The sequence below is a fragment of the Gallintestinimicrobium propionicum genome (assembly GCF_025567525.1).
Taxonomy (GTDB): domain Bacteria; phylum Bacillota; class Clostridia; order Lachnospirales; family Lachnospiraceae; genus Gallintestinimicrobium; species Gallintestinimicrobium propionicum.
In genome coordinates, this window is record NZ_JAOQJY010000003.1 from 62,198 (window position 1) to 86,025 (window position 23,828).

17 protein-coding genes are annotated in these 23,828 nt (G+C 50.9%); 6 read left to right on the forward strand and 11 right to left on the reverse strand.

What is annotated here, in order from left to right:
- Positions 1-16: 16 nt before the first annotated feature.
- The 5 genes from OCV62_RS03415 to OCV62_RS03435 form a co-directional block, all read right to left on the reverse strand.
- Positions 17-655 (reverse strand): GNAT family N-acetyltransferase, encoded by a 639-nt coding sequence (locus OCV62_RS03415; protein WP_021914249.1) that lies wholly within the window; start codon positions 653-655, stop codon positions 17-19.
- Positions 645-2,765, reverse strand: coding sequence for a M28 family peptidase (locus tag OCV62_RS03420; protein WP_262585133.1), 2,121 nt, complete (start codon positions 2,763-2,765; stop codon positions 645-647). Before OCV62_RS03420 ends, OCV62_RS03415 begins: the two co-directional genes overlap by 11 nt.
- Before the next feature lie 310 nt (positions 2,766-3,075).
- Positions 3,076-4,842 carry an ABC transporter ATP-binding protein gene (locus tag OCV62_RS03425; protein ID WP_262585134.1) on the reverse strand — a complete coding sequence of 589 codons (1,767 nt, stop codon included), beginning with the start codon at positions 4,840-4,842 and terminating at the stop codon, positions 3,076-3,078.
- Positions 4,835-6,613 carry an ABC transporter ATP-binding protein gene (locus OCV62_RS03430; protein WP_262585135.1) on the reverse strand — a complete coding sequence of 593 codons (1,779 nt, stop codon included), beginning with the start codon at positions 6,611-6,613 and terminating at the stop codon, positions 4,835-4,837. Before OCV62_RS03430 ends, OCV62_RS03425 begins: the two co-directional genes overlap by 8 nt.
- Positions 6,606-7,079 carry a MarR family winged helix-turn-helix transcriptional regulator gene (locus OCV62_RS03435; protein WP_118495686.1) on the reverse strand — a complete coding sequence of 158 codons (474 nt, stop codon included), beginning with the start codon at positions 7,077-7,079 and terminating at the stop codon, positions 6,606-6,608. The genes OCV62_RS03430 and OCV62_RS03435 overlap by 8 nt, the downstream gene beginning before the upstream one ends.
- Positions 7,080-7,276: 197 nt before the next feature.
- Between OCV62_RS03435 and OCV62_RS03440 the strand changes: the two genes are divergently transcribed.
- Positions 7,277-7,765 (forward strand): HD domain-containing protein, encoded by a 489-nt coding sequence (locus tag OCV62_RS03440; RefSeq protein WP_262585136.1) that lies wholly within the window; start codon positions 7,277-7,279, stop codon positions 7,763-7,765.
- Between the two features lie 44 nt (positions 7,766-7,809).
- Here OCV62_RS03440 and glgX read toward each other — a convergent pair whose 3' ends face one another.
- Together glgX and OCV62_RS03450 are read right to left on the reverse strand one after the other, a co-directional pair.
- On the reverse strand, positions 7,810-10,017 hold the full coding sequence (glgX, locus tag OCV62_RS03445; protein WP_262585138.1) for a glycogen debranching protein GlgX: 2,208 nt from the start codon (positions 10,015-10,017) through the stop codon (positions 7,810-7,812).
- A gap of 229 nt (positions 10,018-10,246) precedes the next feature.
- On the reverse strand, positions 10,247-10,498 hold the full coding sequence (locus tag OCV62_RS03450; protein WP_262585139.1) for a hypothetical protein: 252 nt from the start codon (positions 10,496-10,498) through the stop codon (positions 10,247-10,249).
- A gap of 116 nt (positions 10,499-10,614) precedes the next feature.
- On the opposite strand from OCV62_RS03450, the gene fucO reads away from it, so the two are divergent.
- A complete protein-coding gene (gene fucO / locus OCV62_RS03455) occupies positions 10,615-11,760 on the forward strand; it encodes a lactaldehyde reductase (RefSeq protein ID WP_262585140.1) in 1,146 nt (381 codons plus the stop codon).
- A gap of 249 nt (positions 11,761-12,009) precedes the next feature.
- Here the strand turns inward: fucO and OCV62_RS03460 are convergent, their stop codons facing one another.
- A complete protein-coding gene (locus tag OCV62_RS03460) occupies positions 12,010-13,395 on the reverse strand; it encodes a uracil-xanthine permease family protein (RefSeq protein WP_262585142.1) in 1,386 nt (461 codons plus the stop codon).
- A gap of 281 nt (positions 13,396-13,676) precedes the next feature.
- Between OCV62_RS03460 and OCV62_RS03465 the strand changes: the two genes are divergently transcribed.
- From OCV62_RS03465 to OCV62_RS03480, 4 genes are all read left to right on the forward strand, one after another.
- Positions 13,677-14,375, forward strand: a complete 699-nt coding sequence (locus OCV62_RS03465) for an AzlC family ABC transporter permease (protein ID WP_334308285.1) — start codon at positions 13,677-13,679, stop codon at positions 14,373-14,375.
- Complete coding sequence (locus OCV62_RS03470) at positions 14,365-14,667, forward strand: AzlD domain-containing protein (RefSeq protein WP_021914941.1); 303 nt, start codon at positions 14,365-14,367, stop codon at positions 14,665-14,667. The genes OCV62_RS03465 and OCV62_RS03470 overlap by 11 nt, the downstream gene beginning before the upstream one ends.
- A gap of 126 nt (positions 14,668-14,793) precedes the next feature.
- A complete protein-coding gene (locus OCV62_RS03475; protein WP_262585143.1) occupies positions 14,794-15,729 on the forward strand; it encodes a DUF6709 family protein in 936 nt (311 codons plus the stop codon).
- A complete protein-coding gene (locus OCV62_RS03480) occupies positions 15,723-15,980 on the forward strand; it encodes a zinc-ribbon domain-containing protein (protein ID WP_021914943.1) in 258 nt (85 codons plus the stop codon). The genes OCV62_RS03475 and OCV62_RS03480 overlap by 7 nt, the downstream gene beginning before the upstream one ends.
- A gap of 88 nt (positions 15,981-16,068) precedes the next feature.
- Here OCV62_RS03480 and OCV62_RS03485 read toward each other — a convergent pair whose 3' ends face one another.
- From OCV62_RS03485 to OCV62_RS03495, 3 genes are read right to left on the reverse strand one after another with little or no spacing between them, the layout of a single operon-like run.
- Positions 16,069-18,492, reverse strand: coding sequence for a glycoside hydrolase family 20 zincin-like fold domain-containing protein (locus tag OCV62_RS03485; protein WP_262585144.1), 2,424 nt, complete (start codon positions 18,490-18,492; stop codon positions 16,069-16,071).
- A gap of 19 nt (positions 18,493-18,511) precedes the next feature.
- Positions 18,512-20,983, reverse strand: coding sequence for a family 20 glycosylhydrolase (locus tag OCV62_RS03490; RefSeq protein WP_262585145.1), 2,472 nt, complete (start codon positions 20,981-20,983; stop codon positions 18,512-18,514).
- A gap of 37 nt (positions 20,984-21,020) precedes the next feature.
- Positions 21,021-23,804, reverse strand: a complete 2,784-nt coding sequence (locus tag OCV62_RS03495) for a YfhO family protein (RefSeq protein WP_262585146.1) — start codon at positions 23,802-23,804, stop codon at positions 21,021-21,023.
- Positions 23,805-23,828: the final 24 nt, after the last annotated feature.

Here is a 23,828-nt window from a genome sequence, read left to right on the forward strand (position 1 = left end):
GTGAACTGTTAGAATATTACGCCTGGATTTCCCGCACCAGACAATATTGTTTCAGGGAAAAATGCTTTTCCACGACTCCGTACACCTTAAACCCGAACTGCTGATAAAACGCAACGTTACGCGGGTTGTGCGTTTCCAGCGAAATCATCAGATCGTTGCGTTCCGCGTATGCAACTGCCTCTTCCACCAGCGTCGCCGCGATTCCGTGATGCTGCATTTCCGGATCAACCGCCAGATAAATGATATGTAGTCTCCGATCCTGATGTAGCTGATCCGTCCAGCTGGAATTCAGGTAATCCCTGCCGAGCACGAAATTAAAAAATGTTTTCAGGCTGTGATCCTCCCGGATCAGATAGCCCTCCGTGCGCAGCGTCGCCTGCACCTCCGTAAAATAACGATGCAGCAGATGGTACGGCTCCGTTTCATCCGAAACGACCAATATGCCGTTTAAATCCTTACTGTCTGCAAAAATTTCACACGTCTCATAAAATTCCGTCAGGTCGCATTGAAACAGCTCCGGCATCAGTCGTTTCCGCACCTCTTCATCCGGAATCAGCTCCACATACAACGGGTCCGCCGCAAACGAACGGCACAACAGCTCCTCAAGCTTCGACAAATCCTCTTCCTGTACTCGATACAGTTTTTCACTGTCCATAAAATTCCACTCCGGCTTCTCTCAAAAGCCGCTCCATCCTTTCCGTCTGCACGCACAGCGTATCGATTTCTTTCCGGTACAAATCGCTCTGGCGCTCATATGCAGCCTCCAGCTGTGCAATTTCTTTCGTAAAATCACTGCAGTCCGTCTTTTCTTTTTCCAGAAGTCCGGTCACAACCGGGAAAAAGTTTTCAAACCCGATAATTCTTCCGGTTCCCCATTTCAGCCGATCTGAGCTCTGATCCAGCGCATACGATGTAAAATGTTGATAAACCTCTTCTTCAAACAAAAATGCGTACCGGTTGCTGTCGATCTCATACAGCTTGCGCAGTGCCGCTGAGAGCCTGCCCTCTTTCAGATTGCGCACCGCACCTTCCAGAAGCTGCAAACGATCCTGCAAAATTCCATGCGGGAACAACACGTTTCCATACCAGTCGATCCGCACATAGGCGTCCTGCTCCTGCTGGAAAACCTGTAAAAGCGCTCGTTCCAGCTTCCGGGTGTCTGCCGCAGGTACTCCTGCAGCAGTGTCCGTTCCCTGCACACATGCGATTAAATCTCCATTCATCGCTCCGGCATCGCCAGTCTCCGCTACGCACAGTCCAGATGCATTTCCCACACCAGCGTGCCTCGCGTTCCGGTTCGTTTTCTCTACCTTTGCATACAGCTGTTGCGCCGTCGCCGTCGCCTGCTCCAACACCCGTAACAGCCGTTGTCCGTCCGCGCCGGTCTTTTCACACCATTCGCTGTCCAGCCGCTCCCTTGCTTTTCGGAATACTCTGGAAAAATCCAGCGGAACAACAACCGTACGGTCAATCGCCATCAGCAAAAGTCCAAACAGCTCATGGTGCATCCGATAAACATCCTCATCGTAAAAGCCATCGTTGTCGAACTGTGAATGATAGTTCGTTTCCATAAAGCTTCCGCCCGTAAAATCATTTACCATCGACGGAATTCCGGCAATCGCAATGGAAAAATCGTCCGACCAGGTTTCAATCGGCGCGGTAATCCTCGTTTCCTCCGGATATGCGCCGGTCAGGCTCGGCAGCTCTTCCAGAAATTCTTCCAGAAAAGAAACGTATTCGAACGTGCTCCGAATCCTCGCCCGCGTCCCATGTGCCAGCGCAGGAAGCTCAAAATTCAGGTCGGCAATCACGCTTCCCCGCCACTCCGGATGCACCGTAAATACCTGTTCATACGCGCCCGTCGACCAGTCGAACTGCGAATCCGCCACGCCCCATTCCTCGGACGCCATGCAGCAGAACATCAGCGTATTTTCGGGCTGATATCCAATTTCCAGCAGCGTTTTTCCCATCGAAAGCATCATCGAAATCGCGGTGTTATCATCCTGAAAACCGTCAAAATAGGAATCGTAATGTGCGGAAAGCATAATTCTGCGCTCCGGGTGCGTTTTTCCGGGAATCTCCCCGACGATGTTATAGGTCGTCTGCGCCGGGATCACCTTTGTCGAAGCGTCAAACAGCACCTTTACCTCACTGCGGCCCTGCAGCATTTTTTTCAATTGATCTGCATCGTGCCGGGCAATCGAAAATGCCGGTGCATTCGACGGTCCCGCGATATCCTGTGCGTTCAGTGCGCGTTCGTCTACCTCTCCGTAGCCGCCCGTCTGTGCGGCAATGACAGCTGCCGCGCCTTTTAAATGCGCCTGATAAACCGGATAATTGATCCACCACTCATCCCGCTGGTTGATATCCACTAATACGAGCTTTCCGGTCACATCCATTCCTTCATAATCCTGCAGAGTTCCTCTGCCTGCATACACAACCGAATAGCACTCCGGTCCGTCCGTCACAAAATTCGTCTGATACGCGCCAAGCTGTATCGTTTCCTCTTCGCCTTTTTCGTTTAAAAAAGTCATTTTCGCGCGTTCAAATTCCCACGCATCTACTGTAATCGCATCCTTATGGATAATCGGAAAACCGATTGTGTGCATCTCCTGCTCCAGCATTTCCCCGGTTGCAAGCTCTGCCTTCGACCCCGCCGTCCGATAGCCGAGTTCTTCGTTGGTGCGGTGTTTTTCCATCCGTTTCGCCAGATGATAGGAATAGGAAATATCCAACTGCTGTCTGTATTTCTCCTGCATGTCCATCGTATGCCACTCCTGTCTGTCATCGCTTTTATGCCTGATCCGGTATCATAGGAGACAAAAGACCTTTTTGATCCCGACATCATTTCAGTCCCAGTATATCATTCCTGTAGCAAAAGACAAGAAGGTTTCCGCTGCATAGAGGGCAAAGATTGAAAAATAAAATTTTTCAATCGCGAGATTTGTGTCTGCGCTCACTTGACACAAACTCGACATGCGCAAAAAACGTGCGCAGAAAGGAGGAGAAATATGCCGCGCAGAGGCGACCGGTTGTGGCTTTGCGCGGCATATTGTATTTTGCGACGATGTCTGGTTACCCGATTACAAGCTCCCTGCCGCCCATTTTTTCATACAAACGGTGGGAAATGGAAACCACCGTCCGGTTTTCTCCGGCGCGCCTGAGCGCATACAAAACCTCCTGCTCTGTGCCTACATCGAGGTTCGCCGTGATTTCATCCAGCAGCAGAATCGACGGCTTCGCTGCAACCGCCCGGGCAATGGACAAAAGCTGCCACTGTCCCTGTGAAAACAGTGCATCCGTGCAGGGCGTATCATACCCCTGCTCCATTCCGGCAATCACTTCATGCAGTCCTGCCAGCTTCGCCGCTTCGACCGCATCCTCTCTGGAAATCATCGGATCAGAAAGCGTAATCTGCTCCAGAACGGTTCCGGGAACCCGCTTAAAGCTCTGCTCCACGCAGCCAAACAGACGCCGTCTGATACTGTCCGGAAGCAGATAAGCGTCCTGTCCATATATTTTTACACAGCCCTTTTGCGGACGATACAGCCCCAAAAGCAATTTAAAAATTGTGCTCTTTCCTGCGCCGGTGCGCCCGGTCATCGTTACCTGCTCGCCGGTTTTTATCTCGAAGCTCAAATGCTTCAGAACCATCTTTTCCTCTTCATAGCCGAAGCTGACATCTTCCAGGGAAATGCATGCGACCGCAGGCGATTTTGCCGGCTCAGCGGCCGCAGCGCGATCCGAACCAGCGGCCGCAGCATAATCCGAACCAGAGACCGAGCCGGCTCTGCCAAGTTCTACCATCACTTTTTCTCCCGCCTCCCCGGAGGTTTCCAGCCGCGTCGGCAGCTCCAGAAATTCTCCGACACGCTTCGCGCCTGCCAGCGCCTCCTGGATCGTCTGGATTTCCATGCCAATGCTTTCGATTGGGGAAAAGATTCTTGAAATATAGGAAATTACCGCAACCGCCGTACCGACTGACATGCCGAAAAACATTCTGACCTCCGGGCCGGACGAAGCCGACAGCAGCATGACAACGCCCGTCACCAGCGCATCTGTAATCAAAATAACCGGAGAATACAGTGCATCGTAAAAATTTGTACGCTCCATCGCAGCATATCCCTCCTGCAGCGTACGGTCATAACGTTTGCGCATAAAGCCTTCTTTTCCAAAAACATGGATCATCCGAATGCAATGAATCGTCTCCGGCACAAGACCCGACGTCCGCGCAGCAGCCTTTCTGCTGTCCATCTGCGCAGCCAGCATTTTTTTCTGAACATGTCTTGTAAACAGTGCGATCAGCGGCAGAATCGCCAGCAGAGTAATCGCAAGTCCGCGGTTTTTCTGCCAGAGCACTGCGTAAATACCGATCATCGTGCAGGCGTCTGCAAACATGCTGATGATACCGGAGGTAAACAGCGTTTCCAGCGTATCAACATCCCCGACGAACCGGGATGCGATCGTTCCTGCGTCCATTTTACTCAACGTATCTGCGGACAGCTGCGACAGCTTTTCGCACATCTGACTGCGCAGACCGTGAGTCAGCTTCTGTCCGAATACGATCAAAAGGCTTTCCCGCGTAGATTCCAGCAATCCCGCCAGTGCTGTCACGCCGAAATAGGAAAATGCCTGTACAATCGGCATCGGGTTTCCCGCAGTCAGCCCGTCCACGATTTTTTCCAGAATCAGCGGCGGCACAAGTGCAGTGACGACTGCGCCGACTACGGTGATGACCAATGCAATCGGAAGCAGAAGATTCTGTGTGCAGATCGATCCCACCGCAGTGAGAATTTCATGATGCGCCTTTGACGGCATCGTTTTTTTCAAACGCTCACGCATGGTCTGCTCCCTCCTTCCATACCTTGCACAAATTTGCATATTCCGGAACTATCTGCAGCATTTTTTCGTGCGTTCCTGTCTGCGTCTGTCCGTTTTCCATCCAGATGACCTGATCCATCTGATCAAACAAATACAGGCGGTGCGAAATCAGCAGGATAATCCGATCCTTTGACATCGCTTTTAATTCCCGGAAAATCTCCTCCTCCGTATTCCGATCCAGCGCCGCAAACGGGTCATCCAAAACGATCAGCGGCTTTGCATGGGACAGCGTCCGTGCAAGCGCCGTTCTCGCCTGCTGCCCGCCGGAAAGCCGCACGCCGCGGCTGCCGACCAGTGTATCGACGCCGTTTTCCATTTCGGACACTTCCCGGTCCAGGCAAACGCGCGAAAGCTCCCTGCCGACGTCGATCTGCTCCTCTCCGAGCGCGACATTGTTTCGGACACTGTCCGCCAAAAGCTCCGGATCGTGTCCCTGCCATCCGACCATGCTCCTGCGTTCTTTGTCTGAATATTCAGATAATTCTTTCCTGTTTAACAAAACATGTCCGGTATAAGGCACTTCTCCCAGAAAAATTTTACCAAGAGTCGATTTGCCGCACGCAACAGGACCCGTGATCCCGATGATCTGTCCAGGCTTTGCACTTATCGTCAATCCGTCAAAAATCTGCTTTCCACCCGGATATGCGCCGCCCGCCTGATCCAGCTTCAGGCTGACCGCCCCGGCTGTCTTTTCTTCTGTTTCTTCCGGAGGCTCTATCAGCAGCGGACGGATTCTTTTCCACGAAACGTTCGCTTTCTGTACGGAGTTAAACAGCTTCGCCGCCTTCGAGGACTTGACCGCAAGCTTTCCATAGCAGGATAAAAATGTCGTAAACGCTGCGATGTTCCAAACCGTCCATCCGCTGTTTAACACATTTTTCGAACCGAAATACAAAATCAGCACGGTGCTTCCCATGGAAATCACCTGATACAGCGGAGGCATCGCTACGACCTGCATCCCTGCACGGACTGCTGTTTTTTCGTAATCCTCCAGCTGTTTTTCATACATGCCGCTGCGCTGTTTTTCACAGCCGTAAATCCGATAAGTCACCGCGTTGCCCGCGCGGTCCAGCGTCGCTGTATTCAAGCGTCCGGCGCTCTCCTTATATGCGGCATTGCTGCGCTCTACCACGGTTTTCATCTTTTCCGCCATCAAATAGGAAAACGGCGGGAACAACAGACACAGCAGCGCAAGCCGCCAGTCGTACCACAACAGCATCGCAGCATAGGCAAGCAGCGCAATACCGGTATCAAAAATCTCCGTCGTGAACTTCCGGATTCCCTCTACGCACGCATCCACGTCAGACACCGCTTTTGTCAGAAGGCTTCCGGCCCCCTCTTTTTCCAGCTCACCTACACTTTTATGTACCAGATTCCCGTAAAGCACCTGCTTCATGCTCCGGTTGATATTGTTCGCAAACCGGCGCACATAAAACCGCTTGATGTAGCGCGCGCCCTGCACGAATCCGATCACTGCCACATACGCGCACACCAAAAGCAGCATATCGGTAAAAAATTTTTTCCCTGCAAATACATCCAGCAGGCACTGTGCAAGCCGTCCTTCAAACCACGGTCCTGCGAGCAGTCCGATATTATAAATCAGGCCGGAAACCGTCACCGCAAGCAGCGGCTTCCACTCCGTCACAAAGTAGCTTCCGATCTGATCCGGTTTTTTCCAGGCAGTCCGGATTCCCGATTCTTTCCTGTCGCACATCGTCGTCCCTTCAGCCATCCTTTTCTCCTCTGTCCATCCGTTCCTTTACCTGTAAAAATCCAGACCGGCTTTCTTTTTTCGATCTCAGATACAGTCGATCCAGCATTTCGCAAAAGTGCTCGGTTTCTGATTCGTCCAGTTCCTCCATCAGCCACTCATAAAACGTCGATTCAATGCTGACCTTGGAGTTTTTCAGCCCTTCCGCCTTTTTTGTCGCATACAAAAGCTGACTTCTTTTGTCCTCCGGATTGTCCCGGCGAATCAGGTAACCCTTCGCTTCCAGGCTTGCCGCCCGGCGCGCCGCAGCTCCCTTGTCGATCTTTAATTCTTCCCGCAGCTGCGCCTGTGTGATGCCGGGATGGTGCCGCACCAGATGGATAAAATCGAACTCCGCCGTCCCGATTCCTTCCTCCTTCATCGTCTGTACCGTCAGCTTATTTAACTCCCGCGCAATTTTCGTCATTTTCCGTTCGGTTTTATCCATCGCAAGCGTCCTCCTGAATTTAAGTTGCAGGGACTTTCCTGCACGATAGTTTTTCAAAATGGATGTACCTACATCTTTTTTCATCCTAGTTTATCTGCAGAGAACTGTCAACCGTTTTCCTGCGCTTGAATTATCCGTAAAACCGCGCTATGATGTTTTTAACTGACTTATGTATCACACAAAGGAGGGAAATTTGTATGACTTTAGAACCGCTTATTTTAAAAATGATTTCCTACGATCACGGCTGCCCGGGGCGCATTCAGCATTTTCTGAAGGTGCACAGCTTTGCAAAGACGATCGCTGTTTCCGAGCATCTCGATGAAAAAACACTGTTCATTACGGAAGCTGCCGCCATCGTGCACGATATCGGCATCCGGCTGTGTCTGGAAAAATACGGAGACGGAAACGGAAAATTGCAGGAAAAAGAAGGTCCTGCCCTGGCAGAGCAGATGCTCTCCGAGCTGGGATTTGAAAAAGATGTGATAGAGCGCGTCAGCTTTTTAGTCGGTCATCATCATACTTATACCGGCATCGACGGTCTCGATTATCAGATTCTGGTGGAGGCGGATTTTCTGGTCAACCTCTTTGAAGGAAACACGGACACAGCCCATATCCGGGCGACCTATGACAACATTTTCCGCACAGAGACCGGGAAAAAAATCTGCCGCGAAATGTTTGGCTTATAATGTGGAGACATCATCAGCTCTTCTTTCCATTTCGCGGCATTTTGTTAAAAAGATGGGCCTCCCACAAAAACGGCGACGCTGCGCGGTTTCAGGATAAATTCACTGTCAATGACAGTCATCTGTGACTCCTTTTCGGGCATTTCCGGCTGGTCCGTATTGACCGCAAGCCTCCATACAAAGCCGTTTGGAAGCTTCGGCAGAAAAAACTGCTGATCCTCCCAGAAAACATTGACCGCCAGGTACACGAGATCTTCCGTTTCCAATTCCCGGGTTCGCTCCATTTCCAAGCTCCACACAGATTCCCGGCGTCTCTCTGCTTCCTGACTCCACGCGTTTTCCTGATTTCGTCCTGTTTTCTGACTGCTTCCGGCCGGAACCGCCCCCGCAAACATCACGCCCAGGAATTTACTTTCCTGGGTCACATTATTGTCCCAGGGCTGATTCGTATGGACGCTGACCGTCGGGAACCCAAGCCCGGACGAACTGCATTCTCCGCGGATTGCAGAGTGTTTTTTGCGGAATGCAATCATATACCGGAAAAATTCGTAAATTTCTCTATTTTTTTCCAACAGCGACCAGTCCAGCCAGGAAATTTCGTTGTCCTGACAGTAGGCGTTGTTGTTGCCAAACTGCGTATTGCAAAATTCGTCTCCCGCCAGAAACATCGGCGTTCCGCGGCTGCACAGTAACACCGCACAGGCATTTTTGATCATTCTTTTCCGAAGCGCTTCTATTTCGGGGTTGTCGGTTTTTCCCTCGTACCCACAGTTCCAGCTCCGGTTATCATCTGCACCATCAGTATTATTCCAGCCGTTTTCCTCGTTATGTTTTTCATTATAAGAATACAGGTCGTACAGCGTAAAGCCGTCGTGACAGGTCAGAAAATTGATTGACGAATTGTAGCCCCGATACTGCCCGCCGTACAGATCCGGAGAGCCGGTAATCCGCTTTGCTGCCTGTGCAGCGAACCAGTACTCTCCTTTTAAAAAGCTGCGCAGCTCGTCCCGGTATTTGCCGTTCCACTCCGCCCACCGGTTCCACGCCGGGAAATTTCCGACCTGATACAAACCGCCCGCATCCCATGCCTCCGCAATCAGGTTGACGTCCTTCAGCACCGGATCTTCCGCCAGATTCCGAAGCAGAGGCGGCTGTAACAGCGGCGTCCCGTCCTCGTTTCGTCCCAAAATGCTCGCAAGGTCAAAGCGAAAACCGTCCACCCGATAATGAATTACCCAATGCCGCAGGCATTCCAGAATCATCTGCTGTACGACTGGATGATTGCAATTTAACGTATTTCCGCATCCGCTGAAATTATAATAGTCTCCCTCCGGCGTCAGCATATAATAAATCCGGTTGTCGATTCCCTTAAATTCAAAAAACGGTCCCTGCTCGTTTCCCTCCGCGGTATGATTGAACACCACATCTAAAATGACTTCGATTCCGTTCTGGTGAAGCTCCCGGATGAGATTTTTAAACTCCGTCCCTTCCCGGTTATACTCCTGACGCGCCGTGTATCCTGTGTTCGGTGCAAAAAATCCAACCGTGTTGTAGCCCCAGTAATCCAGAAGCGTCCTGCCGCCAATTTCACGTTTTCCCATCGTCTCGTCGAATTCAAACACCGGCATCAGCTCAACCGCAGTGATGCCAAGCGCCTTCAGGTAGGGGATTTTTTCCCGGATACCCTCAAACGTTCCCGGAAACTGCACGCCCGAGGAGGCATGCTTTGTAAAACCGCGCACATGCATCTCATAAATAATCAGCTCCTGCATCGGCTTTTTCGGCTCTCTGGCGTCACCCCAGTCGAAATCGTTGAACACCACCCGCCCATGATAACCCTTCTCCCGGTCGGGCTCTTTTCCCCAGATGCTCTGCTGCGTCACCGCCCGTGCATACGGATCCAAAAGCACTTTTGTTTTATCATAAATCAGCCCTTTTTCCGGGACGTTCGGCCCGTCCATCCGATAGGCGTACTCAAAATCGTAAATATCCAGACCGAACACGATCATCGAATATACCCGCCCGATCCTGTAATTTTCCGGAAAAGGAATCGTCCCGTAAGGCTCTTTTTCCCCTCTGTGAAACAGCAGCAGCTCACAGGAAACCGCATTCTGAGAATGAATTGTAAAGTTGACGCAGCTTCCGAAGGAAGTCGCTCCGTTGATTTCATATAGCCCCGGACGGATATCGAATCCGTTGACGCGATCCAATGGGTTTAAAAACTGTTTCTCTGCCGCAAGCGGATTTAGGTTCATGCTGTGTGCCTCCTGTCCCTTTCGATTCTTACTCCCAGTTTATCATCTGTAGGGCAGGATGCAAGCAGGAAAGTCTTGTCATCGCTGTTTTTATCCGGAAAGAAGAGGTATCCACCGAAGCGGTTTGCGCACCCCGGCGGCACGCGCGCCATACTATATAGAAACGGAGCGTTTCAGGTGATCTGCATGGCAGTCTCTTCTCTGGATATTCTGAATCTGTCCCACTCTTTCAAGGACGTGTGCGAAGCGCACGCCAAATCTCCCGAATGTCTCTCCTGCACGCTCCGTCTTTTACTGGAATACAACCTGATTCAGGCAAACCTGGAATATTCCAGACGCTTTTGCTGCACCCCCCCCAGGCACCGGACGACGCAGCTTCTAAAAACTGCAAAAAGGAATTTCCATCTGCGGAATCGTAGATTGTCAACAAAGCTAAAAAAGTTTTGAAAAGAAAGTAAATTCTGGTAAATTTCAATAACATTTCTTCCTTTTTTCCATTAGAATAATGTCGATTTTATAAAAATTTCCTTTTTTTCTTTCCTTTTTTGTATTACAATGAAATTATCAAAAATCGATCGAAAGAAAGGGGTTTTTCCAATGGCAAACAGAATTATGCTCAACCAGACCTCCTATCACGGAGCTGGCGCAATCGAAGAAATCGCAAACGAAGCAAAGGCTCATGCTTTCCGGAAAGCATTTGTATGTTCTGATCCGGATCTGATCAAGTTTGGCGTAACCGCAAAGGTAACGGATATTTTAGACCGCGAAGGTCTTGCTTATGAAATCTACTCCGATATCAAAGCAAACCCGACCATCGAAAACGTAAAGAACGGCGTTGCAGCGTTCAAGGCTTCCGGCGCTGACTACATCATCGCAATCGGCGGCGGTTCCTCTATGGATACCTCCAAGGCCATCGGCATCATCATCGCCAACCCGGAATTTGAAGACGTCCGCAGCCTCGAAGGCGTTGCTCCCACCAAAAAGCCCTGCGTTCCGATTATCGCTGTTCCTACCACTGCCGGCACCGCTGCAGAGGTTACCATCAACTACGTTATCACCGACGTAGAGCGCAAGCGCAAATTCGTATGCGTTGACCCCCACGACATGCCGATCATCGCAGTCGTTGATCCCGATATGATGTCCTCCATGCCAAAGGGCCTGACCGCTTCTACTGGTATGGATGCTCTGACCCACGCAATCGAAGGCTACACCACAAAGGCTGCATGGGAAATGACCGATATGTTCCACTTAAAGGCAATCGAAATCATTTCCAAATCCCTGCGTAATGCCGTCGCTAACACCAAAGAAGGCCGTGAAGGCATGGCTCTTGGTCAGTATATCGCAGGCATGGGCTTCTCCAATGTCGGTCTCGGCATCGCTCATTCCATGGCACACACCCTGGGCGCTGTTTATGACACCCCTCACGGCGTTGCATGCGCAATGATGCTTCCGATCGTTATGGAATACAACGCAGACTGCACCGGTGAAAAATACCGTGAAATCGCACGCGCAATGGGCGTAGAAGGCGTTGATCAGATGGATCAGGCTGCTTACCGTAAAGCTGCGATCGATGCTGTCCGCAAGCTTTCCGAGGATGTCGGCATTCCGTCCAAGCTCGAAGCCATCAAGGAAGAGGATCTTCCGTTCCTGGCAGAATCTGCCCATGCAGATGCATGTGCACCCGGCAACCCGAAGGATGCAAGCATCGAAGATCTGACCGCATTATTCCGTAAGCTGATGTAAAAAAGAATGTGCCTTGGCACATTCTCGCGCCGAGGCGCGGTTGCTTCGGCAACCATCTACCCTTGCGCCGAGTGCGCATCCTCGCGGAGCGTTTTTATTTCATAGGACGTATTTTCCCATGAAACAAAAAACAGCCCCGACAGTTTTTATTCATGACAATAGAATGCTCGCAGAGCGTGCATTCTATTGTTTGAAAACTGCCGGGGCTGTTCCTTTGCACCTCTTATAACGGAGGCGCGCCTTCGATTTTTACTTAATTTCTTCCGGATTGGGTTTCAGGGTAACGCCTCTGTTGATATCACCCTTTAAATCCTTACCAAACTCATAGTCATTGCCAGGCAGAATTGCATTCAGGATAATACCTGCCAGCGCTGCGATTGCAAGACCGGTCAGCGTGATGGATGTACCGAATACCGTAAAGGTCAGACCACTGGAGAAGCCCAGGCCGCATACCAGGATTACTGCTGCGATAACCAGGTTGCGGGACTTGGTCAGGTCTACATGGTTCTCTACTACGTTACGGACGCCGATTGCGGAAATCATACCATACAGCATGAAGCTTACGCCACCGATGATTGCGGACGGCATGGAGCCGATTACATCAGCCATCTTCGGAATAAAGCTTAAGATTACTGCGAATACAGCTGCAATACGGATCACTCGGGGATCATGTACATGGCTTAATTCCAGAACGCCGGTGTTCTCACCGTAGGTGGTGTTTGCAGGACCGCCAACCAGAGCGGACAGAGCGGTTGCAAGACCGTCGCCTACCAGAGTGCGGTGCAGACCGGGATCAGCGATGAAGTTTTCGCCGACTGTTGCGGAAATCGCGGACATATCGCCGATGTGCTCCATCATGGTAGCAAGCGCGATCGGAGCCATAACTAAAATTGCAGTCAGGTTAAATTTGCACAGCTGGAAAGGCGGCAGGCCAACCCAGGATGCAGATGCAATGTTGGAGAAATCCAGGATAGCGCTTCCGTCCGGATTTGTCAGGCCAATTGCATTTAAAACAGCTGCAACAACATAGGAAACCACAACGCCCATCAGAATCGGGATAATTTTGAACATTCCTTTTCCCCAGATGTTAAATACGATAATGGTTCCAAGTGCAATCAGAGCGATCAGCCAGTTGGTCGATGCGTTGGAGATTGCAGACGGTGCAAGGGACAGACCGATACAGATGATAATCGGACCGGTTACAACAGGCGGCAGATAATGCATAACGCGATGTACACCTGCAAGCTTGATGACCAGGGCAAGCACCAGATACAACAAACCAGCTACAACAATACCGCCACAGGCATAAGGCAGCTTTTCTCCCATGGTCATGTCTGCGAAAATTCCGGTGTTCAGATTTGCTACCGTAGCAAAACCGCCCAGGAATGCGAAGGACGAACCAAGGAAAGCCGGTACCTTCAGCTTGGAGCACAGGTGGAAGAACAGAGTTCCCAGACCCGCGCAGATCAGGGTTACCTGAATGGAAAGCCCTTCTCCTTCAAAATAGTTGTTGACCAGAATCGGTACCAAAATCGTCGCACCAAACATTGCGAACATATGCTGCAGACCTAACAGCAGCATCTTCGGTACACCAAGTGTTCTGGCGTCTTTAATTGCCACACTTTTCTCCTCCATTATGAACCTCCTATAAATTTTTATCTGTTCTATAGTAGTCTCTTTCTTCCTTTCCGTCAATCATTTCCTGTAGAAAAAAACCTTCTATTTTCTATGTAAATTCAGTTTTTTCCTCTTTTTTTCAAAGATAGGGTGCGCTATAATAAATTCTGCACGCCATTGGTGTGCAGTTCACACGCACCAAAGAAAGGACTTCTATTATCATGACTTCCAGTTCCGAAACCTCCCGGCTGTCCGGCCGCCCCGCCTGGGCGTTCGACCGCAGGATTTTCTTAAACGGCATGCGCGACGGCGTTCCCATCGCACTGGGCTATTTTGCCGTTTCCTTTTCCCTCGGCATCGCCGCAAGAAACGCCGGTCTGACGCCGCTGCAGGGCTTTTTTGCCAGTCTGTTAAACAATGCCTCCGCCGGAGAATATGCTGCGTTCACCTTAATCGCCGCCAATGCGACGCTTTTCCAGGTAGCGCTTATTACTTTGATCGCAAATGCGCGGTATCTGCTGATGAGCTGTGCGCTCGCGCAGCGCTTTGCACCTGGCACACCGTTTTTCCACAGACTGATTATCGCTTATGATGTAACGGACGAGCTGTTCGGCATCACGATTTCCCGCCCCGGCTGCCTGAATCCGTTCTATACCTATGGTGCGATTTTGCTTGCCGCTCCTGCATGGGCATTCGGCACAGCCTTCGGCATCATGGCAGGAAACGCGCTTCCGCTGCGCGCTGTCAGTGCGCTCAGCGTCGCCCTTTACGGCATGTTCCTCGCAATCATCATTCCCCCCGCCCGGAAAAATAAAGTCGTTGCTGTCCTGATCGTCATCAGCTTTGCATTGAGCTTTTTCGGCAGTTATGTGCCCGGAATCTCTGCATTGTCCGACGGAACCCGCACGATTTTGCTTACCGTGCTGATTTCCGCCGCTGCAGCAATTTTATTCCCGGTCAAAAATACACAGGAGGAGGAATCCGAACATGAGTCGTAATGTGCTTTATATCGCCGTCATGGCGCTGGTTTCCTATACAATCCGCGTCCTTCCGCTGACGCTGATCCGCAAACCGATCCGCAACACATTTATCCAGTCGTTTCTTTATTATGTGCCTTATGTTACGCTCGCTGTGATGACCTTTCCAGCCATCCTGCACGCAACGCAGTCGCCGATTTCCGGTGCAGTTGCCCTGATCGCCGGAATCATCGCCGCATGGCTCGGCGCCGGATTATTTCCGGTATCCGTGATCTGCTGCGCGCTGGTTTTCCTGATCGAGCTGTTTATCTAAAAAAACTGATATCACAGCTTAAATTTCTTGCTTTATCTTCCGTTATGAACTTGTTATGCTGTTCCTATGACACAGATCAATCTGAAATCCCACACGATTTCAGCTCTGGGAGGAGAGTTATCGTTAATGGAAGATTTTAAAAAGAACTTGCTTAAAATGGGAAAAACAAACCGGACTGTCCCGGCGGTTTTGCTGATTGCTGCTGCCTTCTTTCTGCTGTTCGGCATTTTTTTGATCCCCCACAAGGATCAGCCCTTTGACCCGACCTCCGGCGGCTATGCTTCCCTCAATATCGTCTATGTTATGGGCCCCTTCGCAGAGCAAACCTCTGACGGAAGGACTGTAAAGAAATATTATGTTGCCGAAAACGACAAAGGTTACTGGTCTATCATCAGCACCGAAAACTCCTGTCCCTTTCCTGTTTACAATGAAACCATTTCCGATGCCGATCTGAAAACAATGGTTCCTCAGACTGCTGTCGGTCAAAGCAAGAAGATCCCCAAAAAGCTTGCCGGATACCTTGTAGACTACTTCAATAACAACGGCTTTGTGCTCTCCCTTTCCGACTATGAGCAAACCTTGGGTGATCATTATCTCGATACCACCGCACCTTTGATGGGCAGCAGCCTTGTGCTCTTTACATTTGCTGCAGTCTTTTTCATCCTCAGTGTGATTGTCCTGATCTCCTTCAGGAAAAACGGCAATCACATTCAGACCCGTATTCAGGAGCTTATGCAAAACGGTGAGTTCGAACCGCTCTGTCAGGATTTCCAGTCAGCTGACGCTGCTTTTTATGACGGATTAGGTCTCGCTGTCTCTCCCCATTATCTCCTTGACTTTTCCAATTTGCAGTATGGTTTTTCTGTATATCCTCTCGATCAGTTTTATAATGTTTTTAAATGCAACATGGTAAACGGCAATCCTACAACATCCAATTACATTGCTCTGGAGCACAAGAACGGACAGCGAATCCTTGTTGCAGCCTGCCCGAATGTATCTAAAGACTTTAACGCTGCACTGGATATGCTGAAACAGTCTGTAAACGGAGGTATGCAATGGTGATCACTTACGGAACCAGAACCTTATTCAAGCGGGAAGGCGCATGGGGACATGCGATCTGTAAAAACTGCGGACATGATGCTCCCCAAACCCTTTGCCGCCAGCTCGATCAGGTAACACTTTTCTTTATCCCCATCGTCAGTCTTGAAAAACAACGCGGCATCCTGTGCGAAAGCTGCGGCATGATTGTACCCCTCGACAAGGCAGAATACAAACGCCGCCGTGAGGCGAGACAAAAAGCTGCCCTTTTCTGAACTCTGTACGATAAAAAACCGGTCTTTTATGACCGGTTTTTTTGCAGTTCATGACAATAGAATGCACGCTTTGCGTGCATTCTATTGTTTATTCTTTTTTCATAATCCATACTTCGCTGACTGCCAGCGCCTTTAAGGTATCGTAAACCTCCCAACGGACTTTCAACGTGCCGTCCTGATAGGATTCCTTCGGTAGGTCGTATTCCCAGAACGGCTCTCTTCCCGCCTCGATCTCCCGGCGGACAGATTTTCCGTTCGGATTCTGCGCAATCCGATCTGCCAGCAGAACTTTTCCGGCACGGATATTGACCAGCGTTTCATCCTTCAGCGCGGTCTGTCCCATAAATGCCCGGAAAAATGAATTCGGATAAAATACCTTCATCCCATAAGAAGCTTCCGGATCAAGTCCGGTAAACGTCATTTCCAGCGGCGTTCCATACAGCACCGTCACATTCAGCGCCCAGGTCAGCGGCATCGGGAACTCGTGGTACCAGCCGTCGATCTCATGCAGCAGGCCGACCATTGTATACACGCTGTGATCGATGAATGGAGTTTTTAAATATCCGGGATCTTCCTCCCAGCTGTGCCATACGGAAACATGTGAAAAGCCTTCGTAAGTGCCGGGCGCGCAAAACTGATTTCCGTCGCCGGGATCCTGACGCAGGTTCAGCTGATGCAGCGCTGCGCATCTGTTCTTTTCATTCTGCATCTTTTCAATCCGCTTAAAGCTCTGCATCAAATACTGATAATCGTTTAACGGCATGCTTCTCGTCTGCAGGTACGCGCCGCGAATCCAGCACTGCCCGCCGTGATGGTTTTCGGTCAGCTGAATACCGCACAAATTCCGCAGGCTGTCTGCCAGCTTCAGCATTTCAAACAGCACATTCTCCGCCGCCGGAACGTCCCTGGAAAGATTCAGGATCGTCCGCGCCTCCCGGATAACTGCTTCGCTTCCGGTAATATCCGCCAGGTCGAGCACCGCACGCGCCTGCTGCTCCAGCTCCTGATCCTTCGCATATTTCTGTTTCGTCCAGTAATCCGTCAGAATCCGCAGCTTTAACATCTGATAGCGGTAATTGTTTTTCACCTGTTTCGATACGGTTTTATCGAATGCTGTAAAGGATTCATACAGTGCATCGATTCCGTCGTTTTCCAGAACCGGGCCATCCCAGTTATGCTCCACGTCCATCAAAAATTCCGCAACCTGCTCAGAGGTTTCCGAATCGATAAACAGGTTTGCATAATCCGCCATCGTTTCCTCTGCCGCCACCGAGCTGTCAAAATCCTGATCCGCCCAGAGGATCTTGTTGACGTCGTCATGGATACCCTCGGAATAGGTGATCGAACCGATGGTATACGGCTCTAACATATTGTGAATCGCTTTCATTTTTTCCGGACGCGCATTGTAGCCCTCCCGTCCGCTCGTCAGTGCAAACGCCATATCCCAGTTTTCCACCGGGAACTGACAGTTCGAATTGTGGGAAATATCCGGATAGTTCCGAATGTTTTCACGATATTTTTCGGGAAGCTTCTCATACAGCTCTTCGATGCTGTCCTGCTCCCAGGGCGCAAAGCACACGCCGCAAATCCAGTCCGGCTCCTTTGCGATTTCTTCATAAAAAGCATCGTACCAGCCAGGCTCCGGCTGAAAATGCTGCGGTGCAACCCACACGCCCGCTTCCGGATGATATTCGTGCAGAATTTCCACAAAATGCTCTGTCAGACGCATCGCATCCGTCGGCCAGAGGGAACCGTGATCCCCCAGCGGAACCAGCATTGCATCCAGATAAGGAATTGCAGAAAAGACCCTCCGGCGTTCTTCCATCTCCCGGTCGATGCACCCAAAATCATGATAATCGCGTCCGACATTCGGATACCACAACCAGACGTCCATGCCATAGGAATGAATGATTTTGGAAACCTCGCACATCAGCTCCATCGGATCTTCCGGGAAAAGTGCGGAATACAAACGGTCGTCCGTCTTCGGCGGAAGCAGCTCGATGGCGTTTGCTCCGAACAGCGCCAGATCCTCGATATACGCCTCGAATTCCTTTTTTGACCATGCGCCGTAGGTATTGTTTTTGTCCCGGTAGCCCAGCTGATGTCCCCGCAGCGGATACTGCGGCGTCATGCTCAGGCTGTCCAGCTCGTCCGGAATTTCAATGCTGCCTTTTTTTACAATTGCTTTTCTCAAAAGCCGCGCCATTCCGTAAAACTCGCCGCGCTCGTCTTTTCCGAGCACAACGATGCGCCCGCTGCCGTCCGGGTTGTCGATGACCCGGATCCGGAATCCCTCTTTGCCCGGCACAGTGATGCCGTCAAACAGCGCTTTGACCTCCTCGCTGCAGCTGTCCTCTTTATAAAACTCTATGCTGATTTTTCCAGACGTTTTAGACTGCAGTAAAGAAACACCGCTTCGTTTTTTTAAATTTTTGCAAAATACGTCCGCAGTCTTTTTTTCCAGAGCAGTCTGAAGCTGCGGTTTGTATACAACAGCTGATATGATTTTCATTTTCTTTCTCTCCTTTTCTTTATTTCCACAACTTCCGTGCCAGGATGTCCAGCGGCTCTGCGAACCGCTCAAACAGCCCGTCCTCCGTAATTTCATTTCCATCCTGCGATGCATAATCGTTCCACAGCATGTAGCAGGCTCCCAGCGTCCGGCTCGACCACCGCGGAAGCTCCCAGGTTCGCTCCTGCGTTTCGAAAACGTTCGGCTGCCACTTTTTTTCCAGAAAATCCAGATCCAGACGGTCATAGCCGCCGCCCGGAATCAGGTACAGACTGCTGCTCAGCGAATTGATGACGGAAAATCCGGCATCATACATTTCCTGCGGATCTGTCCAGTCCGTATCCCATACCTGCAGCTGGATTTTTCTGGAAAGCCCCGAATAATCCTGTCCGGTCTTCGACAGGCTGCCCCACATGCGGATCGTCTTTTCCGGCGCTGCCTCCGCCACATAGTCCGAAAGCGCTTTCATATAATCCACAAAGGCTTTCTGATTCCCAAAATACTCGTCCATGCCGATATGCACCGTCCCCGTTCTGGAAAAAGCATCCGACTCCGTCAGGTATTCCGACCAGATCGTCTCTGCCAGCTTCTGCGCTGCCGGGTTGGACAAATCCAGCTGATCGACACTCTCCGGGTCACCGGAAAGCCCAAGCTTCGGAAATACTTTTGTAAGTGCCAGACTGTGGGCGGGCGTGTCGATTTCCGGCACGACCTCAACGCCCATCACCGCAGCGTCCTCGATAAACTGTGCAAATTCTTCTTTGGAATAATACAGATCCTGCGACGTAATCGACTGTCCCGCTTTATTTCTCACATCCGATTCCAGCCGAAACCCCGCATACAACTGTCGCGCGCCCTCTTTTGTCCCATCGTAATCGCTCTGGGAAATGATCTGATTGTCGTTCAAATGAATCTGCAGCGTGTTCATCTGATGCTTTGAAAGCTCTTCTGCAATGCGGTACAGAAGTTCGAGGGAAACCGGTCTGCGCCCTACGTCGATTCCAAAGCCCCGGACCGGCCACGCCGGATAGTCCCGCAGCACGCCGGCCGGAAGCTGTCCTTCTGATTTCTCCCAAAGCTGTCCAAGCGCCACACACCCCCAGCGCACCCCGCGCTTCGTGCGCGCTGAAATCGAAATCACGCCCGGACTCTCTGCTTCCAAATTCAGTTCATACCCCTCGTCCCCAAGCGTCTGTGTCCATTCTTTCCCGTCCCCGACAGCCTTCCGAAAGTTCAGGACGATATCTCCTTCCGCTGGTTTTTCTGTATCCGCCAGCTTCTCAACCGATACGTCCTGCAGCAACTGTCCGGAAAGCTCCGTTGCAAAAAGCTGTGCCGTCCGCTCCAGCTCCTCGTCCCGGTACACGACCCGTATGAAACGGGTTGTCCAGTCAGAGTGGGCCGCTCCAGTGGACGCGCCACCGGGCTTCCATTCCATCGCGGTGAAGCCCTTTGGAAGGGTCCCTGCCGAGAGGGCTTCCGGTACTTCCTCCCGTTCTCGGTCCACTTCCACCCTCTCCGATGCCGGAATCTTTGTCTGTATTCCCGGCAGTTCCTGCATTTCTCCGTCTTTTTCCAGAATAAATCCAAGCTCAACCTGCGTATCCGCGATCGTGTCCGTGATTTTTCCGTCCATATTTACCAGCACATCATAATCCGCCCCGCCAAAGGAAATGCTGTACGGCTCCGGCACCGTTGGGAGCTCCAGCGTTCTGCGGCTCCCAGCTTCAATCACAGGTGTTTCAACCACAAAACAATCCTCCAACTGTCCGTACACTTCCAGCTCCTGTACCGAGACGTTCTGATAATACAGGCTTAAATCGCTTTCCTCTTTCAAAACGTCCGTCACATGCAGACGAAAATACCGCGCCTCTACAGGCTCATTCAACACAATCTGCTGCTCTTTTTGCTCCGGCGCCTCTTCAAAAACAGACGCCTGCTGCCAGTTCTCTTTATCCTGGGAATATTCCAGCGCATAGCTTTTCGCATTCGTCCGTTCCCAGTATATCCGAACTGCACCGATGCTGACCGGTTCTCCAAAATCCGCCATCAGCCAGTGATCGTTGTTTTCCCAATCGTTTTCCGACGACCAGCGCAGAGTTTCGTCCGTATGATTTCCGTCCCCCGCATACATCGCCCGAAAGTCCCTGCCTTCCTCGCTGTCCGCTGTCAGCTTCGCTTTTTTCTGTAAAATAAGATTTTCCCCAACGGTTTCTACCGTCAATCCGGCGTCACATTCTTCCGCACTCCATACCTGCCATAACGGCTGCTCTTTCTCAGAAATTTCTGTCATGCTTTGAGAAACAGCTGACATTCCGAGCACTCCGGCAGCAAGCACTGTAACCTGAAGGAATTTTGACACACGGACTGCGTGCCTGCCATTGGCATGCCGCCTGCCCACCGATTTGTCGCCTGCAGATTTTCCATCTTCCAGTCTGCGATCCGCGTGCAGCAACCTTCCGCTGTCTTTTCCCGTTTTTTTCTCTTTCATGCCATCCCAGAACCCTTTCCAGTCCGATTTCTATCTACTATCCGAAAAATTTCATCACGATTTTTCCAGTCAGAGAAACGACCATTCCAATCGTGGGAACCACATAGATTCCTGCAAAAAAGACTCCCAACAGCAGCCGATACAGCATACCGAAGCATTTTTCAGCCTTCCCCTTCTGCTCTGCTGCAATTTTCCATCCCGCCTCAGCTTTTCGCCTCGCAAAAAACAGAATCAACAGGAATGCAAACCCCAATATGCTGATACCAACCCCAGCTTTCAGTCCCGGTTCCTCAAACGAAAATACAATTTTATTTTCGCCCTCTGCCAATGTTATCCCCAGAAAGCCGCCAAGTATCGGCTCGATATCCACAGCTTTCCCGTTTTGTATACACTTCCATCCGTCTATCGCAACGAACGGAACAAATAACGTTTCTCCCTCTGCCGCAGACACACTCACATGAATTTGTGCATTGCGCTCTGAAATGGAACATTCTGACGGCTGCAGGATTCTGGCGGTTCCTGACTGCAGCGCCGCCTGCCATGCATTCTCATGCAGCGCACCAAGCTCCATCTCCTGTGCTGCGACCAGCGTCCCCATCCGGTCGGTAACAGAAATCATCACCTCCTGCGCTTCAAAAGTTCCCAACCAAATCAGCCGATGTGCACTCGCCATCTGGTTTTTCTCCGGAATTTCAACCGGCTCACCGTTGACTGAAACAAAAATTTCATCCGCGCTTCTTCCTGCATCCAGATACAAAAGCTGTTTGTCCGTCACAGAAATACAAAGCGTTCCATCCTCCAAAACAAGCTCCTGAGCCGGGAAAACTTCCATGATATTCGTATACTCTTTCGAACCGGTCGTCACATCCACGCTCTGCTCTTCTTCAGAAGTCTGTCGATGTTTCGTTTCAACATCCTCTGCAGACAGAAGCTCTGCCCAGGCACGCTGATTGGAAAGTACGCTGCCGCTGCCCGACTGCCCCAAAGCTTCCTTTGAGAATACAAACACATTGCGCAGCATTGTATCGGAAATTTCCGTTCCGCCGACGGCACGCACCGAAACCCAGGGTGCAAGATAACCGAGACTTTCCAAAACCGCCTTTGTCTGTTTGCTTTCGGTCGGAAAGTATCCGCTGATCGAGCCTTTCCGGTCCACCAATGCAGCGTTGATCGGAAAATCGTCCCGATCTGCCTCACGCGCAAGCAGCCACGAAGGCTCTGCGGATGCAGCGTTTTCATTATCCGCCTGCTTTGCAATTTCTGTCATCTGTCGGTACGCCGCTTCATTTTCCTGTCGAACCGCATAATCTGGCGGCAGTAAAATCATTGTATACACACAAAAGCCGCCAACAAGTGCTCCAAGCACCGCCATTCCCGGGAACCCTGCCCCTCCTGTTTTTTCCCCGGAGGTCTTTGCATGCAGCACCTTTTGTCCGCACCACGCCGATACTCCAACAAGCAGCAATACAACCGCTGTCACAGCGGTTTCTTTCGGACACACCTTGCTGATCGCCAGCGAGGAAAACGCCTGCACCAGACGCTCTTCCCAAATGAGTGTCAGGCATACAGCGCCCAATGCGGATACAGCCGAAGCAACCAGCAGGAGCACACAGCGCAGGCGGAGCCCTGCCGGATGTTTGCAGATATTTTCTGTACGAAAACCATCCGCATCGCGCTCCTTTCTCACCGCCACAAGTGCCGCCATGCTCAGCACCGCCATGTACCCATAGCGCACCGGGAAGCACACATAGGACCCCATATGCCACAGGAGGTTAGCCGGTTCCAGCAATACCGTCAGCCACAAAAATCCCGTCAGATACAGCCAGAACCGTTCTGCAGCGCTGTGCGTTTCCTGTTCCGCAGCGCTGCGCCTTTGGCGTTTCCGGAAACATCCCGAGGCAAACAGAAGCCCGATCAGTACCGGATTTGCAATCTGGAACAGCCTCTCAAACAAATCATCCAAACCATGCCGTTTCATCACACCGAAATAGGACAGATTTTCCCCGGAACGCGCGGACTGCAAAAGCAGAATCGCAGACGGGAGCAGAACCGTCGCCGAAATACAAATTCCGATCAACGTATCAATTCCCATACACCCCATTTTTCGGGTACGGTTTTCTTTTCTCTCACAGGTGTAGAGCCAGATCGCCCCGGCAAAAAGTGAAAACAGAAGCGTCATAAACCCGAGCTGAATGGACAACATCAGCTGCCATGCGAGCAAAACAGTGTACCAGCCGCCCTTTTTCTCCCGCAGCAAACGCAAAAGCGCCAGGCAAAACAGCGGAAAAATCACCGGAAAAATCATCCACTTGATGATCTGATAGTTATATGCCATGTACCCGCAGCACGCGTAGCAAACGGCGAGCGCAACATTCTGAAAGCGTCTGCCCGATGCTGTTTTTTCCAGAAAAATATGCGCTGTAACCGCCGATGCAGTGCTGTAAAGCAGCACCAGCACATTGACCGCCTGATAAATTCTGTCCCGCCCAAACAATAGCAAAACATAGTTAAACGGATTGAGCACCTCATTGATCGTATCCGCATACAGATTCGCCCCGCCGGAAACGCTAAAGTCCAGAAACAGATTTTTCTGTCCTGTCACAACATCGTAAAAATGATACAAAAGCGGCAGATACTGGGAATATAAATCCGTGATCGCCACTGATCCATCCCCGAATGGATACATTTTTTTATAAGAAAAAAGCAGGCAAAACAGCGCCACACTGCAAAGTGCAGTAAGCGCCGTCGCCTGCCATGTTTCACGGGATTCTTTTTTCAGTTTTCCATGCCAGAATACTCTTTGGTCTGTCCGATTTTCCATTCAGATTTCTCCGTACTCTATCTT

Bases quoted from the DNA above. Each gene is read 5' to 3' on its own strand.
- glgX (WP_262585138.1), bottom strand. From the start codon at position 10,017: ATGAACCTAAATCCGCTTGCGGCAGAGAAACAGTTTTTAAACCCATTG.
- OCV62_RS03475 (WP_262585143.1), top strand. From the start codon at position 14,794: ATGGAAGATTTTAAAAAGAACTTGCTTAAAATGGGAAAAACAAACCGG.
- OCV62_RS03480 (WP_021914943.1), top strand. From the start codon at position 15,723: ATGGTGATCACTTACGGAACCAGAACCTTATTCAAGCGGGAAGGCGCA.
- fucO (WP_262585140.1), top strand. From the start codon at position 10,615: ATGGCAAACAGAATTATGCTCAACCAGACCTCCTATCACGGAGCTGGC.
- OCV62_RS03470 (WP_021914941.1), top strand. From the start codon at position 14,365: ATGAGTCGTAATGTGCTTTATATCGCCGTCATGGCGCTGGTTTCCTAT.
- OCV62_RS03425 (WP_262585134.1), bottom strand. From the start codon at position 4,842: ATGCGTGAGCGTTTGAAAAAAACGATGCCGTCAAAGGCGCATCATGAA.
- OCV62_RS03485 (WP_262585144.1), bottom strand. From the start codon at position 18,492: ATGAAAATCATATCAGCTGTTGTATACAAACCGCAGCTTCAGACTGCT.
- OCV62_RS03495 (WP_262585146.1), bottom strand. From the start codon at position 23,804: ATGGAAAATCGGACAGACCAAAGAGTATTCTGGCATGGAAAACTGAAA.
- OCV62_RS03435 (WP_118495686.1), bottom strand. From the start codon at position 7,079: ATGGATAAAACCGAACGGAAAATGACGAAAATTGCGCGGGAGTTAAAT.
- OCV62_RS03420 (WP_262585133.1), bottom strand. From the start codon at position 2,765: ATGGACATGCAGGAGAAATACAGACAGCAGTTGGATATTTCCTATTCC.
- OCV62_RS03440 (WP_262585136.1), top strand. From the start codon at position 7,277: ATGACTTTAGAACCGCTTATTTTAAAAATGATTTCCTACGATCACGGC.
- OCV62_RS03460 (WP_262585142.1), bottom strand. From the start codon at position 13,395: ATGGAGGAGAAAAGTGTGGCAATTAAAGACGCCAGAACACTTGGTGTA.
- OCV62_RS03490 (WP_262585145.1), bottom strand. From the start codon at position 20,983: ATGAAAGAGAAAAAAACGGGAAAAGACAGCGGAAGGTTGCTGCACGCG.
- OCV62_RS03465 (WP_334308285.1), top strand. From the start codon at position 13,677: ATGCGCGACGGCGTTCCCATCGCACTGGGCTATTTTGCCGTTTCCTTT.
- OCV62_RS03430 (WP_262585135.1), bottom strand. From the start codon at position 6,613: ATGGCTGAAGGGACGACGATGTGCGACAGGAAAGAATCGGGAATCCGG.
- OCV62_RS03450 (WP_262585139.1), bottom strand. From the start codon at position 10,498: ATGTTATTGAAATTTACCAGAATTTACTTTCTTTTCAAAACTTTTTTA.
- OCV62_RS03415 (WP_021914249.1), bottom strand. From the start codon at position 655: ATGGACAGTGAAAAACTGTATCGAGTACAGGAAGAGGATTTGTCGAAG.